The sequence below is a fragment of the Paenibacillus sp. BIC5C1 genome, assembly GCF_032399705.1.
In the GTDB taxonomy this organism is placed as follows: Bacteria; Bacillota; Bacilli; order Paenibacillales; family Paenibacillaceae; genus Paenibacillus; species Paenibacillus taichungensis_A.
In genome coordinates, this window is the sequence record NZ_CP135922.1 from 5,917,680 (window position 1) to 5,932,785 (window position 15,106).

18 protein-coding genes and 1 other annotated feature are annotated in these 15,106 nt (G+C 45.4%); of the genes, 8 read left to right on the forward strand and 10 right to left on the reverse strand.

The window, feature by feature from the left end:
• Positions 1 to 31: 31 nt before the first annotated feature.
• A complete protein-coding gene (locus tag RS891_RS26460) occupies positions 32 to 1,129 on the reverse strand; it encodes a transglutaminase domain-containing protein (protein WP_397386973.1) in 1,098 nt (365 codons plus the stop codon).
• A gap of 69 nt (positions 1,130 to 1,198) precedes the next feature.
• Positions 1,199 to 1,654 carry an ATPase gene (locus tag RS891_RS26465; protein ID WP_076290926.1) on the reverse strand — a complete coding sequence of 152 codons (456 nt, stop codon included), beginning with the start codon at positions 1,652 to 1,654 and terminating at the stop codon, positions 1,199 to 1,201.
• 216 nt (positions 1,655 to 1,870) lie between these two features.
• Between RS891_RS26465 and RS891_RS26470 the strand changes: the two genes are divergently transcribed.
• Positions 1,871 to 3,046 (forward strand): MFS transporter, encoded by a 1,176-nt coding sequence (locus RS891_RS26470; protein ID WP_113056010.1) that lies wholly within the window; start codon positions 1,871 to 1,873, stop codon positions 3,044 to 3,046.
• Positions 3,047 to 3,419: 373 nt separating this feature from the next.
• Entirely contained in the window at positions 3,420 to 3,767 is a 348-nt protein-coding gene (locus RS891_RS26475) for a toprim domain-containing protein (RefSeq protein WP_024631255.1), read from the forward strand.
• Positions 3,768 to 3,846: 79 nt separating this feature from the next.
• Here RS891_RS26475 and RS891_RS26480 read toward each other — a convergent pair whose 3' ends face one another.
• Together RS891_RS26480 and cyoE are read right to left on the reverse strand one after the other, a co-directional pair.
• Positions 3,847 to 4,458, reverse strand: coding sequence for an SCO family protein (locus RS891_RS26480; RefSeq protein ID WP_181586763.1), 612 nt, complete (start codon positions 4,456 to 4,458; stop codon positions 3,847 to 3,849).
• A gap of 229 nt (positions 4,459 to 4,687) precedes the next feature.
• A complete protein-coding gene (gene cyoE, locus RS891_RS26485) occupies positions 4,688 to 5,617 on the reverse strand; it encodes a heme o synthase (protein ID WP_113056011.1) in 930 nt (309 codons plus the stop codon).
• A gap of 253 nt (positions 5,618 to 5,870) precedes the next feature.
• Here cyoE and RS891_RS26490 point away from each other — a divergent pair, with 253 nt between their 5' ends.
• Positions 5,871 to 6,851, forward strand: a complete 981-nt coding sequence (locus RS891_RS26490) for a metal-dependent hydrolase (RefSeq protein ID WP_315793629.1) — start codon at positions 5,871 to 5,873, stop codon at positions 6,849 to 6,851.
• 105 nt (positions 6,852 to 6,956) lie between these two features.
• Here RS891_RS26490 and RS891_RS26495 read toward each other — a convergent pair whose 3' ends face one another.
• Positions 6,957 to 7,175 (reverse strand): alpha/beta-type small acid-soluble spore protein, encoded by a 219-nt coding sequence (locus tag RS891_RS26495; RefSeq protein WP_017692386.1) that lies wholly within the window; start codon positions 7,173 to 7,175, stop codon positions 6,957 to 6,959.
• 120 nt (positions 7,176 to 7,295) lie between these two features.
• Between RS891_RS26495 and RS891_RS26500 the strand changes: the two genes are divergently transcribed.
• Positions 7,296 to 7,493 carry a hypothetical protein gene (locus RS891_RS26500; RefSeq protein ID WP_063566137.1) on the forward strand — a complete coding sequence of 66 codons (198 nt, stop codon included), beginning with the start codon at positions 7,296 to 7,298 and terminating at the stop codon, positions 7,491 to 7,493.
• A 111-nt stretch (positions 7,494 to 7,604) separates the two neighbouring features.
• On the opposite strand, the gene trpS is transcribed toward RS891_RS26500, so the two are convergent.
• Complete coding sequence (gene trpS, locus RS891_RS26505; RefSeq protein ID WP_072735502.1) at positions 7,605 to 8,597, reverse strand: tryptophan--tRNA ligase; 993 nt, start codon at positions 8,595 to 8,597, stop codon at positions 7,605 to 7,607.
• Positions 8,598 to 8,662: 65 nt separating this feature from the next.
• Positions 8,663 to 8,929, reverse strand: a binding site (T-box leader).
• A gap of 248 nt (positions 8,930 to 9,177) precedes the next feature.
• Between trpS and RS891_RS26510 the strand changes: the two genes are divergently transcribed.
• Both RS891_RS26510 and RS891_RS26515 read left to right on the forward strand, forming a co-directional pair.
• Positions 9,178 to 10,152 carry an aldose 1-epimerase gene (locus RS891_RS26510; RefSeq protein WP_113056013.1) on the forward strand — a complete coding sequence of 325 codons (975 nt, stop codon included), beginning with the start codon at positions 9,178 to 9,180 and terminating at the stop codon, positions 10,150 to 10,152.
• Between the two features lie 200 nt (positions 10,153 to 10,352).
• The gene (locus RS891_RS26515; RefSeq protein ID WP_024634588.1) at positions 10,353 to 10,586 is read left to right on the forward strand and encodes an alpha/beta-type small acid-soluble spore protein; all 234 of its coding nucleotides are present in this window, start codon (positions 10,353 to 10,355) and stop codon (positions 10,584 to 10,586) included.
• Between the two features lie 84 nt (positions 10,587 to 10,670).
• On the opposite strand, the gene RS891_RS26520 is transcribed toward RS891_RS26515, so the two are convergent.
• Positions 10,671 to 11,084: an O-methyltransferase gene (locus RS891_RS26520; RefSeq protein WP_113056014.1), complete on the reverse strand. Its 414-nt coding sequence runs from the start codon at positions 11,082 to 11,084 to the stop codon at positions 10,671 to 10,673.
• A 273-nt stretch (positions 11,085 to 11,357) separates the two neighbouring features.
• A complete protein-coding gene (locus tag RS891_RS26525) occupies positions 11,358 to 13,157 on the reverse strand; it encodes a M3 family oligoendopeptidase (RefSeq protein WP_315793630.1) in 1,800 nt (599 codons plus the stop codon).
• A gap of 118 nt (positions 13,158 to 13,275) precedes the next feature.
• Here RS891_RS26525 and RS891_RS26530 point away from each other — a divergent pair, with 118 nt between their 5' ends.
• Together RS891_RS26530 and RS891_RS26535 are read left to right on the forward strand one after the other, a co-directional pair.
• Positions 13,276 to 13,446 carry a YycC family protein gene (locus tag RS891_RS26530; RefSeq protein ID WP_113056016.1) on the forward strand — a complete coding sequence of 57 codons (171 nt, stop codon included), beginning with the start codon at positions 13,276 to 13,278 and terminating at the stop codon, positions 13,444 to 13,446.
• Complete coding sequence (locus tag RS891_RS26535) at positions 13,443 to 13,676, forward strand: hypothetical protein (RefSeq protein ID WP_063566143.1); 234 nt, start codon at positions 13,443 to 13,445, stop codon at positions 13,674 to 13,676. The genes RS891_RS26530 and RS891_RS26535 overlap by 4 nt, the downstream gene beginning before the upstream one ends.
• A gap of 17 nt (positions 13,677 to 13,693) precedes the next feature.
• Here RS891_RS26535 and RS891_RS26540 read toward each other — a convergent pair whose 3' ends face one another.
• Positions 13,694 to 14,425 carry a DUF2225 domain-containing protein gene (locus RS891_RS26540; RefSeq protein ID WP_113056017.1) on the reverse strand — a complete coding sequence of 244 codons (732 nt, stop codon included), beginning with the start codon at positions 14,423 to 14,425 and terminating at the stop codon, positions 13,694 to 13,696.
• Between the two features lie 36 nt (positions 14,426 to 14,461).
• Positions 14,462 to 14,839 carry a globin domain-containing protein gene (locus tag RS891_RS26545; protein WP_053783277.1) on the reverse strand — a complete coding sequence of 126 codons (378 nt, stop codon included), beginning with the start codon at positions 14,837 to 14,839 and terminating at the stop codon, positions 14,462 to 14,464.
• Positions 14,840 to 15,106 lie beyond the last annotated feature (267 nt).

The window sequence follows — 15,106 nt, forward strand, 5'->3', positions numbered from 1 at the left end:
GTCATCTCCCGGACCCATGTCCGGCGTAATGTTAAGCTGATTGATCTTTCAGATGGGTATCCGCAAAGTTAGGAGGATTGAACCAATCGCCACTGATTGCCCAAGTGGGGTCAAGCGGAATCCAGCTTTCCGAATCACTTAAATATATTTCATTCCATGCATGTGGACCATATCCACCCTGCCCGTTATAACCAAGCCCTGTAACCACTTTGACTTCCAAACCCTGTGAACGAGCCATGACTGCATATAAACGAGCGTAATCGATACATACACCTTGACGTGTATCAAATGTATTTTGTGGCGTCTGCTCATGCCATATGCCTTTTTGCTCATAGTCATCCACTTTGCCATAGTCATATTGAATGCGAGAACCTACCCAATCATATAATGCCCTGGCTTTGGCTTCATCTGTCGTTTGACCTTTCACAATTTCTTTTGCCGCAGATTCAATATCCGCCGGAATGTTATGGTCAATGACTTCATATTTGCGTTGCAGGATCGCGCCAAGTTCCTTTTGCACGGCTTGCGTAAATACAGGCAGCTTGTCCTTGATGAATGTACCTGATAATGGCTCTATGACCGATTTGGCCCCTTGCATATAAATGGGTGAAGCCTCTACATAGCGACTGAACATGCTGCCCGGATAGAGACTGACAATCATGAACAACACGGCAATCACAATCATCCCGCGGACGGAGCCAATAACTGTACCAATCACTGCACCCGTAAAACGGCTGAAAAATCCTTTGGGTCTGCTCTCTTGCTCTGCCGAATTGTATCTTCTGCTGAAAATAAGGGAAGAGAGCAATCCGAGAACCAATCGGATGAAGCCATAACTAATCACAAACAACACGGCAAACCGCATCAGCGGAAAATCAGCAATGGCCGTAATCAATGTATAATACATCTGCTCCCATCGGTTCAATTCACGGTTTGGCATGTATGCCGCATGCACAGACAACCATTGCTGAACATATGGGGCAAGCCATAATGTTAAACCGATAGATAACAGAATTCCAATGACCGCCATAATGCCATCCATGAGGAATCCAAAGAGTCTTCCTGCCGAACGTGAAGCACCTCTGGACCACCCCTGAAGCAATGAAGCCGCCACAATCAGCAGCAGCATAATCGTTATGCCGTTGAATTCTTTCAGACTATCCAGCCAACTTTGCAGCACGTATCCATTCCTCCTTTACTACGAAGCCGGTGCTGTTCCGTTCTCCTGTGCCTGTTTGACAAAAGTTCGTATCGTTTCATTGTCGACCTTCCATTCACCCACTGAGATCCCCCGGAATGTAACATCGACTTTATCCGAATTCGTTCTACCCTTAATCTCCACATTGGGGCTTGTGATGGTAAATGCTCCATCCTGTCCCTTGGTGTATGTTGCTTTGGAAGCTTCCTTGAGCATCATGCTGGTCGCTTCTTTCTTCAATGTGTCCATCGTACTCGATTGGACGTCAGTAACTGTCTGTTTGATCTGATCAATGGAGATGCCGCTGTATATCAGTAGAGCCGCAATAATGATGATGGCAATCGCCCATTTCAATACGGTTTTGACCACGTTCAGAACAAAGAACAAAATGATCAACGCAACCACAATCACCAGCCAGTTCTGCATCACAAACTCTTTGATTACTTCTATGTTCATGACTACACCTTCCGTATTAGAGTTGATTATTAACACTTCCCGAATATTATACATGATTTCCGAAGCTGCTGTCAGCTAAGCCCTCCTATGTAAAAATAAACGGTCTAAGTTCGTCCCGCCGGGCGTACAAGTAGTACCATGAGGTTCTGTCCAAGGAACGGGGAACACGTCATGACCAGTTATTGAACATGCATCGCTTAACAAGGAGGGGCTTATGTGAAAACGGCCATCTGGCTATATCTATTTTTGTTCCTTGCTGTTTTTGATCTGCACGCCCAGTATCCAATCTTGACCCCTTTCGCTATCTCGCTCGGGGCGGCCCCGACCTTCATCGGCTGGATGATGGGTATCTACTCCTTGACTCATCTCCCAGGCAATCTGATTGCGGGAACTCAAATCGACAAACATGGCAGTCGTCGTTACATTGTATTCAGTTTGCTGGGTGCAGGCATCATTTTGCTTATCCAGGCGCAAATCCATACACCATGGCAGCTGCTCGCCCTGCGCTCCATCAGTGGGTTTGTACTTGCTTTTCTGTCTCCCGCCTGTCTCGCACTGCTTGCGCAACTGTCAAGTGATCCAATCAAGCAAGGCAAGTATATGTCAGGCCATGGCGTCGTACATACGCTGGCATCCGTGGTATCGCCTGCCGCAGGCGCATTGATCGTCGGAGCTTTAGGATTTTCCGCCACCTTTGCGAGTCTCGGTTATCTGCTCATTCTGTCAGGTGTTATCGCATGGTTATCCATGCCCAAAGGCATCGCTGAAGTTCAGCATGAGAAAGTGACCGAGCCCGCCAAGCCTATCAACCTGGTTGAAGAAAAAAGGAAATTCCTGCCCGTATCTTGGCGATATTTTGCTCTGCCACTTGTCATTGCTTGTGCTCAAGGAATTCTTTTTTTTGAACTGCCTCTGCGTGGAGGCGGCCATTCGTCCATGATGTCTACCGGACTTTTGTTTTCCATTATCAGCATTGGAGCACTATTTACCCTGAGTATGCTATTTCTCAATCGTTATTCCCCAAAACTGCGGTTGATTGCAGGTGTACTGCTGATGTCTTTATGTTTCTTTACTCTGGCGGCCATACCACAAATTCCATTATCATCCGTGCTTTTCGTTCTGGGGATGTCCAAGGGCATTATTTTCCCAGCCATGGCAACACTTTTTATTCATTTAAGCGGCGGAAACAAGCTGGGGCGTATCTTCTCATTACAATCCATCGCTACCTCCATCGGTTCTTTCATCGGTCCAATCACAGCAGGACAACTTCGTGTCGGTTTATCGCCGTATTTCATTGCTTTTGTATTATTGATGATCGGCATTATGCTGCTCCCTTATTTCACTGCCAGACGTGAAGCTTCCTTGCCTGATCCCAAAAGCATACTGGGTTAACCGTATCTAGATAATCTATATTCAAACCCTTTGACAACAGAAAGGCTTGTATTTTTCTTGGCTTTGCATCATTCCCCCATTTACAGCTAAACTATATAAAACGGACTGATGTTCTACACACAAATGAAGTGACTTCTTATCTTTAAGTTTTTTCTTCTTCATTATCCTCATTAGGAATGGACGATCCAAAACGGAACGGCCACTTAGACATTCAGTTTAGAATGTGGAAAAGAAGTTAGAAATTAAAGATGTTTCTGTCAGCGTAGTCGCTCGTGTAAGAATTAGAAGGTCCAGTTTATATAATCCAGTCGATTTTCGCTGCAACATTTCCCGGGGAATGTCGACATAAGCTCTTGATTAAGAGGTGAATATGATGCCTATTCATGTCATTGTGGAAGGTAAAAATGACCGCAGTAAACTAAAACGTCTCGTAGGACCTGAAATCAACATTTTGTGCACATTTGGAACACTGAATTCCCTCAAGCTTGAGTCGCTGCGCAAACAGGTTGGTTACGATGAGGTCTACTTATTTATGGATAATGACAGTTCAGGTAAAAAAATCAGGGGTGTGCTGCGAGATGCCTTCCCGGACGCAGTACAGATGTATACACGACGTGGTTATGCGGGTGTGGAGGGAACTCCCGACGAATATATCATCGCCCAGCTGGAAAAAGCCGGATTGGAATCGTATATCCAATATCCTGAATTCCCATCGTTTTAAACCGTAAGAGGCTGCTCGCCGGGGTATTCATTCAACCCAGGAAGCAGCCTCTTTATTGATTTGTTATTATGACACATCTCTATTCCTTAATCAGATTGCGAATGTCTTCCGCAATGACAGCTGGTTCAACATCCTCTGTATTAAACGCGTTATATACCTTGCGCAATTGATTATTTCGATCCACCAATCCAATCATGTTCATATGGGCAAAATCGTCCTTGTTCTCACCTTCAATGAGGATCTGGAATGAATCCTTGGCGAGCTGCTTCGTTTGATCCATATCCCCCCGCAGGAAATACCAACCTTCATAATCCGCATGGAATCGATCTGCAAATTCTTTAATCTTCTCCTTTGTATCCACTTTCGGATCAAACGAGATAGATACAAAGGAAGCATCCTTCCCAAAGGTATCGTCCTCTTTCAACAGATCCTGCACTTGGGATAACGTAAAGGTCGTAATTGGGCACACATCCGGACAACTGGTGAAATAAAAGTAGAACAAACGCACCTTGCCTTTGGTATCATCCAGAGACACTGTGCTTCCATCCACATTTTCCATCGAGAAGGATTGAATCTCCCGAATTTCGGGTAACTTTTCCTTGCTGGCAAATACGGTGCCCCACATTAAATACACCGCCATAATCAGCGCAAGCCCTAGCAGCATCCATGTCCATTTATATTTTTTCAGCATCATTATCGTCCCTTCCGATATCAGATCATATGAATACGCATACATAAACTTTGAACAGTTCTCTATAAATTATGGACTCTGGATCGTATTTTCAATGGCATTTCCTCATTCCCTTACCACTTTGATGCATATGTATACGAAGAACCTAAACGACAAAGGTCCCCCTAGTTATTGTAACGGATCCACGGCCCCGTGCCCATCTAATGTTTATTAAAGCATTTCATGCTGCTCATTTGTGCACTGTATCCAGAATCATCAATATAAAACTCAAAGATAGATAGTTAATGGAGTAAAGGAAGACCTTTTTGGCCCAGGCATCTGTATTTTGTGCACGAAAACCTTTAAGTGCGTAGTACAGCCACAGAACAGAAAGTATCAGTGAGACAGTAAGATAGAAGATTCCTGCATACCCGTAAGCATACATGAGGACCGGGACAAAGATTTGCAAAACCAGATAAGGAAGCATCTGAATCTTGGTCCGTTCAATACCCTTTACTACCGGTAATAGTGGAAATCCACCAGCCCGATAATCTTCCACCCTGCGGATCGCGAGCGCCCAGAAGTGTGGGGGCTGCCATAAAAACAACATAGCCAGAAGAAGCCATGCACCAAGATCCATACGTCCGGTTACTGCGACATACCCGATGACTGGCGGCATTGCACCAGACAGACCACCTATGGAGGTGCTCCATGTCGACGAACGTTTTAACCAAAGGGTGTACATAATCACATAGACAAACATGCCAAAAATGCCGCATAATCCGGCAAGTACCCCGGAGAAGGAAAAGAGTACGGATAATCCAATCACACCCAAAATAATGGCATAGGATAAAACAACTTTGGGTGTTAAACGTCCTGTTGGTAAGGACCTGTTGCGGGTACGTTCCATTTTGAGATCAAGTTCACGGTCAAAGTAATTGTTAAATACACAAGAAGAAGCCATAATCAGTACCGTTCCAAGTAGGGTTAACAGCATCTTGCTGTAATTGACGTCCCACTGTGATGCAAGCCAAAAGCCACCAAAAACCGCAATAAGGTTGGTTCGAAGAATGCCCGGTTTCGTAATATGGATAAAATCTTTCCACGTCCCTGATTTCATCGGAGGCGCAGATCGTGTTGCCGAATCGGAAGAAGCCTGGTATCTCAATGGATTGTCCACGCTTGTGAATCCCCCTTCTTCTTGATCTCATGGAGGTTTTTCTCTCTGCCTCCGATATAAAGTTTATCACAGGAAAAGGAAAAAGAGTTTGACAATGCTCGTACAATTGCTGTCAATTGAGCAGGTTCTTGTCATATCTTTGGAAATTAGGGTGTTTTGCTTCCCGGTAGGCGGATAATATACACTATATATGGGTATCACCTAGATAGAGAGACAACTCGCATTAAAGATACACCACACAAAGGAGACGTTTATGGATACTTCTACACATTTTGTCATGGGGATTGGTTTGGCCGGTCTGGCTTATGTCGATCCTGTTGTCGCGACGAGTCCCATGCTCGCAGCTGCGGTCATGGTAGGCACCATTGCAGGCTCGCAGGCTCCTGACATCGATACTGCGTTACGTCTCAAAAGCAACTCGCTCTACATCCGGAATCACCGGGGCATGTCCCATTCACTGCCATTTCTCCTGTTATGGGTTCTGCTCATCACCGGTGTCATTGCACTGATCTTTCCGGGTGTCGCTATTGGACACGTCGCGGCCTGGACTGCTGTCGCCGTAGGCGTTCACGTTTTTACCGATTTGTTCAATACCTATGGAACTCAGGCAGCACGGCCTTTTACAGAACGCTGGATTGCCTGGAACATCATTCATATTTTTGATCCATTTCTGTTCACCACACATGTGCTGGCCATATTGCTATGGGCTTTCGATCTGATCGCCCCTGCTCCACTCTTTGTTTCACTGTATATTTTGATTGGCCTGTATTATGTATGGAGAACTATGGCACGTGCTATGGCTGTGAGACAGGTGAAGCGGCTCGACAAAAATAATTCAGAGGCTCATTACATGGTCATCCCAACGATATCCTGGAACCGATGGCATGTGGTGAAAAGACATGAAGATGGCAGTTATGAGATTGGCAAAATGGATCATTCCGTCCTAACCTGGAATCTCCATGCTTCATCGTCCACTCACGCAGCTGTCGCCGCTTCACGCAAATCTCCTGAAGTCACTGCATTTCTGTATTTCACCTCCTATGCTGTTGCAGAGGTGGAAGAATTACCAGCTGGATACAAGGTTCGCTGGGCTGATGTGCGTTATCGACACCGCAAACAATATCCATTTGTCGCTGTAGTCGTTATGGATCGAAATTTCGAAACGATTGATACCTATGTCGGCTGGTTAAGTGACGAGAAAATGGATAAAAAACTTTTATCCGCACGCTCTTGACGAAAGGTGCATGGAAAGGCACAATCAGACATAGGAACGAATACGCGAGAAAGCCCGGAGCGTTTCCGCTCCGGGCTTCTGCTTATTGCTTTTTGGTTATAATAATTATTTGCCAGACCCAGCCAGAGACTGCTCAGCGATTTGTACCAGACGTTTGGTGATGTATCCGCCCAGAGATCCTGTCTCACGGGAAGTGTAGTTACCGTAGTAACCGTCTTGTGGGATAGTTACACCCAGTTCTTGTGCAGCTTCGATTTTCAATTGTTGCAGTGCTGAGTTTGCTTGAGGTACCACCAAGTTGTTAGAACGAGATCCTTGAGCCATATTTAAAATCTCCCTTCAATCTGTGTCTGTAATGTAATTGCAAGCTTGCAAGATTATTATGGCTCGTGTGCTTCAGGTTATACGGAATTTCATCAAATATCTATATGGAGGTTTTTCCCAATGAGCAAAGGTTTATCGCTATGGTTTGCATTCTCTTCGATTATGTTGTTAGCGGTTACGGCGATTATGATCTCTTACTCCGGCTGGTTGGCTACGCTGCTGTTTGTCGTGTCTGTTGCCAACATCGGTTGGGGATTCGTTATTCGCGCAAAGAAAGAGCGTCGTGAAGCACGTACTACCTCAGAAACAGCTTCTTAACCCCGGTAAACTTCATAGGATAGTACGAAACGATAATAAAGAGGAGCCCTATCAGGGCTCCTCTTTATTATGTGAACAATTCTTTTACTTTAATTCACTTGCCTCGTCCTATTACAACGTACGTCTAGGAACAAACCCCATACGTTCTTTAACCGCATTAAGTGTCTGGGAAGCCACCGCTTCTGCGCGGCGAGCTGAAGTTTCCAAAATATCGGCCAATTCGCCAGATTCACGAATTTCACGATACCGTTCCTGTAAAGGTTCAATAACGGATACAACCACTTCAGCCAGTTCTTTTTTGAACGGACCATACATTTTACCTTCATAGCGCTCCGCTACTTCTTTCAATGACAGACCTGCGCATTCAGCATAGATACTCATCAGGTTGCTGACTTCAGGTTTGTTTGCCGGATCATATACAACTTCACGACCGGAGTCGGTTGTAGCACGGCTAATTTTTTTACGAATCACATCTGGCGGATCAAGCAAGGCGATGTAGCTGCCTGCATTGGGATTACTTTTGCTCATTTTGGAAGAAGCATCATCCAGTGACATTACACGAGCACCCACCTGTGGAATATACGGGTCTGGAATCGTGAAATACTCACCATAACGATGGTTAAAGCGTCCCGCCAGATCACGTGTCAGTTCCAAATGCTGCTTTTGGTCTTCGCCTACCGGCACAAGATCAGCATTATACAGCAAAATATCAGCAGCCATTAATGAAGGATAGACAAACAGCCCAGCGCCAACGGAATCTTTACCCGATGATTTGTCCTTAAACTGAGTCATGCGTTCAAGCTCGCCCATTGATGTAAGTGTAGTCATCAACCAGCCCAATTCCGCGTGCTGCGGTACATGAGATTGCAGAAACACATTGGATTTCGTAGGATCGATTCCAGCTGCGATAAACAAGGCAGCTACCGCCTCAGATTGCTCACGCAGCGCTGCTGGCTCTTGAGCTACCGTTACAGCGTGAAGATCAACCACCATGAAGTGACATTGGTAGTCATGCTGCAATTTCACAAAGTTTTTAATTGCTCCGATGTAGTTGCCCAATGTGAGCTTGCCACTCGGCTGAATGCCCGAAAGTACTGTTTTCATTTTACAGAATGCCTCCTTATTTGTTTGTTCCTGTTTCTCCGCGAACGCAAAAAGGCCTCACATCCGCAAGGGACGTGAGACCGTGGTGCCACCCTTATTCGCATTTCTCCATTCATCTAGACCTGATTAGATCATGTAGAAGAAATGCCTTCATTTCTCCGTAACGTGGAGTATACGTCCGATTCTACTAAGGGTAGTCCAAACTTCAGACATCGCCTGTTCAAGCCAGCACTCAAGGGTCCATTCGGTAAAGAGTTCACACCGGTTCACATCACCCACCGGCTTTCTGAAGAGAGTTCTCTTGGCTTACTTGTCCCTGTCATCGCTTTGTTATCATTCACTGGATAAAACACATCGTTCAAGATACCATCTTAATCCGCGCGGACCAGAATGTCAAAATGGGAATAGCTTTTTTTACCCACTTCACTGAAATCTGTTATGATGGAATTGCTTATCCTAATCACCAGCATTCATTCGGTATGCTAATGGGATAAGTGGCATGTACACAATGACACGCCTGCTACGGCAGTTAGAGCTGGCCGTTTGCAGACAGATTTCAAGTGGGAAAAGGAGCATCGATATGAAACAAGTGACCAAAGGCCAATGGAATGGTTACGACACGTATATCCTACATAGCCGTGAATTGGAGATTACCCTGCTGCCGCGTCTTGGAAATAATATTATCTCGATTCGCGATTTGGTGCAGGGCCGCGATGTCGTTCGCAGTCCGGAAGAAGATGAACTTGCCTTTTATTTGCAGAAGCCGTATCACTTCGGCGTTCCGCTTCTTGTTCCGCCAGGCCGCATTCATCGAGGACAATTCGAATATGAGGGAGTTCATTACCAATTCGATCAGAATACGGCCAATGACAACCATATTCACGGTCTCCACCGCAGCCAGTCCTGGTGTGTCAGCGACATCGAAGAAGATGAAGATGGCTGTGCAATTACAACGGAATTATTAACTGAAAATGAAGAGCATTGGATGGCTCAATTTCCAATTCCTTTGAAGCTTGAGATGACGTTCAGACTTCAAAACGCGGTGTTAAGCCAGCGTCTGCGTGTGACCAATCTGAGCTCTACTCCTGCTCCTTTTGGAATGGGATATCATACATGGTTTCTACTTGACGGCAAACCTGCCGAATGGTCACTTCAACTTCCTGTGTCCGGAATTTACGCTCAGAATGAAGAACAACTGCCTACAGGCCAGATTGAATCTCTCGGAGAATGGTCTTCTTTGAACGAAGGCATGAACATGCAAGGACGAAACTGGGATACCATTTTAAAAGCTGCCGAAGGGCAGCCAGCAGTAGCTCACTTGCGCAGACAGGATGGATACACGCTTAATTATTCAGCGGATGAAGCATATTTCAAACATTGGGTCCTCTTTACAAAGGGCGAATCCGACCAATTTCTATGCATTGAACCTTATACCTGGCTTCCTGATGCACCCAATTTGAATTTAACAGACGAGCAAACGGGACTGATTCGTCTGGAACCAGAACAGCCCGTTGAACTTTTTACACGTATTGAGATTGTACCGCCAACCGAGTAGAATCTTGTACTCTCAGGCGACTTCTATGGGACATAGCTCCTACTTTTTCCTTTTCTTTTGCGTAGCCGATCCATACTGGGTCGGCTTTTTTCATGTTATATCTCATCTTTTATATCCAAATTTTGCCTTACGCCATATCATGCATATTTCCTCATTCTCTAACCATACTAACATCACCAAGCCATAAGGAGGTGACACACATGTACGGAGGTCAAAACCAAGGAAACAGAAACTCTTCAAACAATCTGGTTGTTCCTCAAGCAACTGCAGCTTTGCAACAATTGAAAATTGAAGCTGCACAAGAGCTGGGTGTAACAATTCCCCAAGACGGTTACTACGGTAACTACACTTCCCGTGAGACAGGTTCTCTGGGTGGTTACATCACTAAACGTCTGGTCCAAATCGCTGAGCAGCAATTATCGGGTCGTTCGTAAGCTCGTAATTCGTGCTCCTATATGCAAGAACAAAAAGCGGCCTTCCTCTGAAGTGCCGCTTTCCTGTGTGCTCGCTCATCACAATTATGAAGACGACTCCATGCCTGAATCCATGTATGTATTGGTTCTTGGATAACGAATCATCAGGTTCGCCATATTATAGTTGGACTCCATCGTGGCATCAACCAGAATCATGCCTTGTCTTACTGTAAAATCATATGCAATTTCTCCATGAGTCCAATTTCGCTTGAATTTCAAAGTCTCCAGTGCCATTGCGCGGAAAGAAGAGCGCTGGATTTCGTTTAATCCACCGTCCTCCACTTCCATTTGACCGTCACGTCCGGTTATCGGATTATGTCGAATTCCAAACTTCCCAATTACATTATTTCGTATTTGCACAAATACCACACCTGAATCTAACCCTGATAATTCATGATCAAGCTCTTTGAACACCAGATCCAACTGTCGTGCTAATGAAAGCTGGTCAATTTTTACCATAACGCTCCTCCTTTATGCACTTCATCCTTCAAAACAAGGACTTACGACTCATTATATGACAACAAATGTGGTCATTCAACAAAGTCAAACAAACTTGGGTAATTATGACTATGATTTGCACAATTAATTGCCATTTTGCGTCCTTTTAGCGAGTTATTTCTCTCAATTGCGACAAAATATTTAGCAGGAGCTTAGCTTTAAAAAACACTTAAAAAGGCTGCAATCCCGTGTACATTTACACAGGATTGCAGCCCCATTACATATATAGGAATACTATTTTGCGGATTCTGTCATCTCAAGAAATTGATCAATATCGGCAATGACCAGGTTCGCAGCATTTTGCCAGAAATCCGGTTGTGTGAGATCTGTACCCAGATGTTTCTGTGCCAGTTCTTCTACCGTCATTCGGCCCGTATCTCGTAGCAAATCATCGTATTTATCGGCAAATGCTGTACCTTCCTCCTGCGCTCTGGCATAGATGCCTGCACTGAACATATAACCGAACGTATAAGGGAAGTTGTAGAAAGGTACACCTGTCAGATAGAAATGCAGCTTGGATGCCCAGAAATGCGGATGATCGGATGCTAGTGCACCACAGAACGCTTCTTGCTGTGCTTCCACCATCAGTTTGGACAACTCATCTGCATTCACCAAACCTTGTTTGCGTTGCTCATAGAACCGATTTTCGAACAGGAAACGAGCGTGAATATTCATGAAGAACGCAACGCTTCGTTGAATCTTGTCTTCGAGCAGAGCTAGCTTCTCTTGCTTATCCGTTGCTGCTTGAACCAGAGCATCGGCTACAATCAGCTCAGCAAAGGTAGATGCCGTTTCCGCCACATTCATGGCGTAGCGTTGATTCAAGGCTGGCAGTTCTTCCATAATGTGCTGATGATATCCGTGACCAAGTTCATGAGCAAGTGTCGACACATTCGACGGCGTCCCAGAGAAGGTCATGAAAATACGTGTTGCTTTGCTGAGTGGTAAGGAGGTACAGAACCCTCCTGGACGCTTGCCAGCACGGTCCTCTGCTTCAATCCAACGTTTCTCAAACGCCATCTCTGCAAATTTGGAAAGTTTGGGACTGAACTTGGCGAATTGATCAACAATATTGATGGCTGCCTCGTCATATGTGACTTTTCCACCCGACTTGCCTACTGGTGCATCTACGTCACTCCAGCTGAGTTTCTCTACACCAAGCAGTTTCGCCTTGCGCTCCAAATATCGAACCAAAGCAGGTTTCGCTCCATTAATCACATTCCACATCGTATCGAGCGTCTGGCGCGACATGCGGTTGATCGCCAAAGGTTCCTTTAGAATGTCATCCCAGCCGCGCTTCTCATACAATTTGAGACGGAAACCGGCGAGATGGTTTAAGGTATCTGCGCAGAAGTCTTCGACATCCGTCCAAGCCTGTTCCCAGTTAGCGAATACAGTCTCGCGCACATTTCGGTCACTGTCGCTCAGCTTATTCGCAGCCTGACCTGCGGATAACATCACCGTTTCACCATTTTGTTCAAATGGGATGTTAACCTTGCTTACAATGGTGTTATAGAATTTGCCCCACCCATGGTAACCATCTACGCCGAGATCCAGCGCAAGACCTTCAAGTTCAGGTGACAGTTTCTCACGAGCTAGCGTGCGGCTCTCGTTCAGTGCAAAGGCAAGCGGCTGAACATCTTCCCGAGCAATCCACGCTTCCCATACAGAGTCTGTCGTCTGGCTAAGTGTATTATCGAATTGGGACTTGGCACTATTCAGCATCGCGGCAAGAGAACTAATAGTTCCCTGAAGCTGGACTGCTTTTTTATCATTTTGGTTTTGTGAAGAAAGACAGGACACAAATGCCGACCCTTCCGAAATTCGGATATAACAGCTCTGCAGCAGTTCAAGGATCGGATCAAACGCATTCGTTTCTTCCAGAGACTTGGGTGCAGGTGTATCTTTCAAAAGGGCTTGCAGCTTGCGTACATCCTGCTCCAGCTCAATCAGATACGCAGCGAATGACTCAGAGGCAGAACCTCCACTAAAAATGGACTCCAGATCCCAGACGGGTTGTAATGGTGTTTTCATTTAAATAAGGCACCTCTCTCAGTAGAATGGATAATTAACCTTGAATTAGAACTGGTTTTATAAGCGCTATATCTCTATACTAGAGAAATAGTTTAAGCTATTTTCAGGAGGTAATCGTATGAAACCTTTACAAGTCTCGGCTGACACAGCCGTCAAATTAGCAGAATCTCTGGGTGTTCCCCTCGAACATCTGATGCATATGCCGCAGCATATCCTGATGCAGAAAATCGCCGAATTGGCCAAAGAAGAAGCGGCTAAACCTGCCACTACAGAAGGCGAGCAAGAATGATTCCCTTTGAGAACAGCTGGCCTTACGATATTGTAATGGGGGACATTTATGTACAGCAATGTCCGTACTGCCATGCAAACAATGTACTGCTGCCACTCAAACCAAAGGAGCTTGTACGCATTCGCGAAGGCAAAAAGAAATTACTGGTCTTTCCTTGTTGTAATGCCAGCATGACTGTAATCGACAACGATAGTGATTACTTGCTGTCCAGTCGTCCTGTCCGCAATTAGAGAACAACTCTCACTTATCAAATGGGGCTGCGTTTCGCAGCCTCTTTGTCTGCTTCAATCATTTCATCTGGCAATTCCACCTTGCTCGAAATCATCTGTTCCCGCAGTAATGCCCACTGTTCTCGCGAAGCACGAATCATGGCTGCATCGGTAATGCGCTTGTCATGAATAACTCTGCCGAACCATTTTACAGCCTCATGGAATCGACCTACCCTGCGGTTCAACTCTCCCAACAGATAAAGAAGCTTGGCTTCATTCCCACCAGTACCTTCCCGTTCATAAACCTTTACATAAGCCTCAAGGCTAAATTCAAGAAAACGGTTTTCCTGGGTATGATCCTCCATATAACGATACAGCCAGGCAATATGATGCAGCAAACCGGCAACGACACGATCCTTCTCCTGAATAACCTGCGCACACAGCAAGCCAAGCTTGTATGAATCCATCGCCTGTTCCAGCGTCCTCGCTCCGCTATAGTCACGTTTCACCAACCGATTACCGATCTGCTCCTTAAAAGCCTTTCGTTGTTTATCGTTCAATTGTTCCGTCGAATTCTCCGTCGAAGCGAAACCACACTCGGGACAGATGCGAACAACATAGAAATCCGGATTCTCCCGCTTGTAGTAAGCGCAAAAATCAGAATCCGTCCGATATGGCCGTTTTAAGCTTGGTCTTACACGTGAGGTATCATACTCGTTCTCGCAATAATGACACTTCACCTTTACCTTATACAGAGGCTCTAATTCCACTCATTCCATCCCTCTCCCATAAGCTTGTAATCGGAACTAAGGTGTATTCACAAAATGGTGCGCTGGCCCCGACAATCGCTGCAGGACGAAAGAATGCAACGGCTCTTCCACACCAACTTGTGTCAACGCCTGATCCATACATGCCAGCCAGGCTTCTGCCCGTTCAACAGTCACTTCAAAGTGCATATGACGTGCACGCATCATCGGATGACCAAAAGCCTCGGAAAACAATGCAGGACCACCGAAGAACTGAGACAAAAACATGTATTGCTTGTCGATTACCGGCTGAATATCCTCTGGAAAAAGAGGTGCCAGCTTCTCATTCTGCTGAACAATCGGATAAAAAGCTTCAACCAGCGCGCGAACGCCTGCCTCTCCACCAAGATTGTCGTAGATGCTCAAACTAGGATTCATTTCCGTCTTCCCCTCCTTTCAGATGTCGAATTTTGACATATATTACACTCCCATGCTTAATTATGAAAGGAGATTGAAGAACAAGGCCACGAACACCTTTATCTTCATTCTATCAAAAAAATCCCAAAAGTCCTATATAACATGAAAGGCTTATGGTACCACATAGCCATGACTCATCCAGGTCTATCTCGTACTGAAGACACAAAAAAAGCGCCAAACAAGAGGTTTGGCGCACCAGATATTTCATCAATAACTTCGCCAATCCTC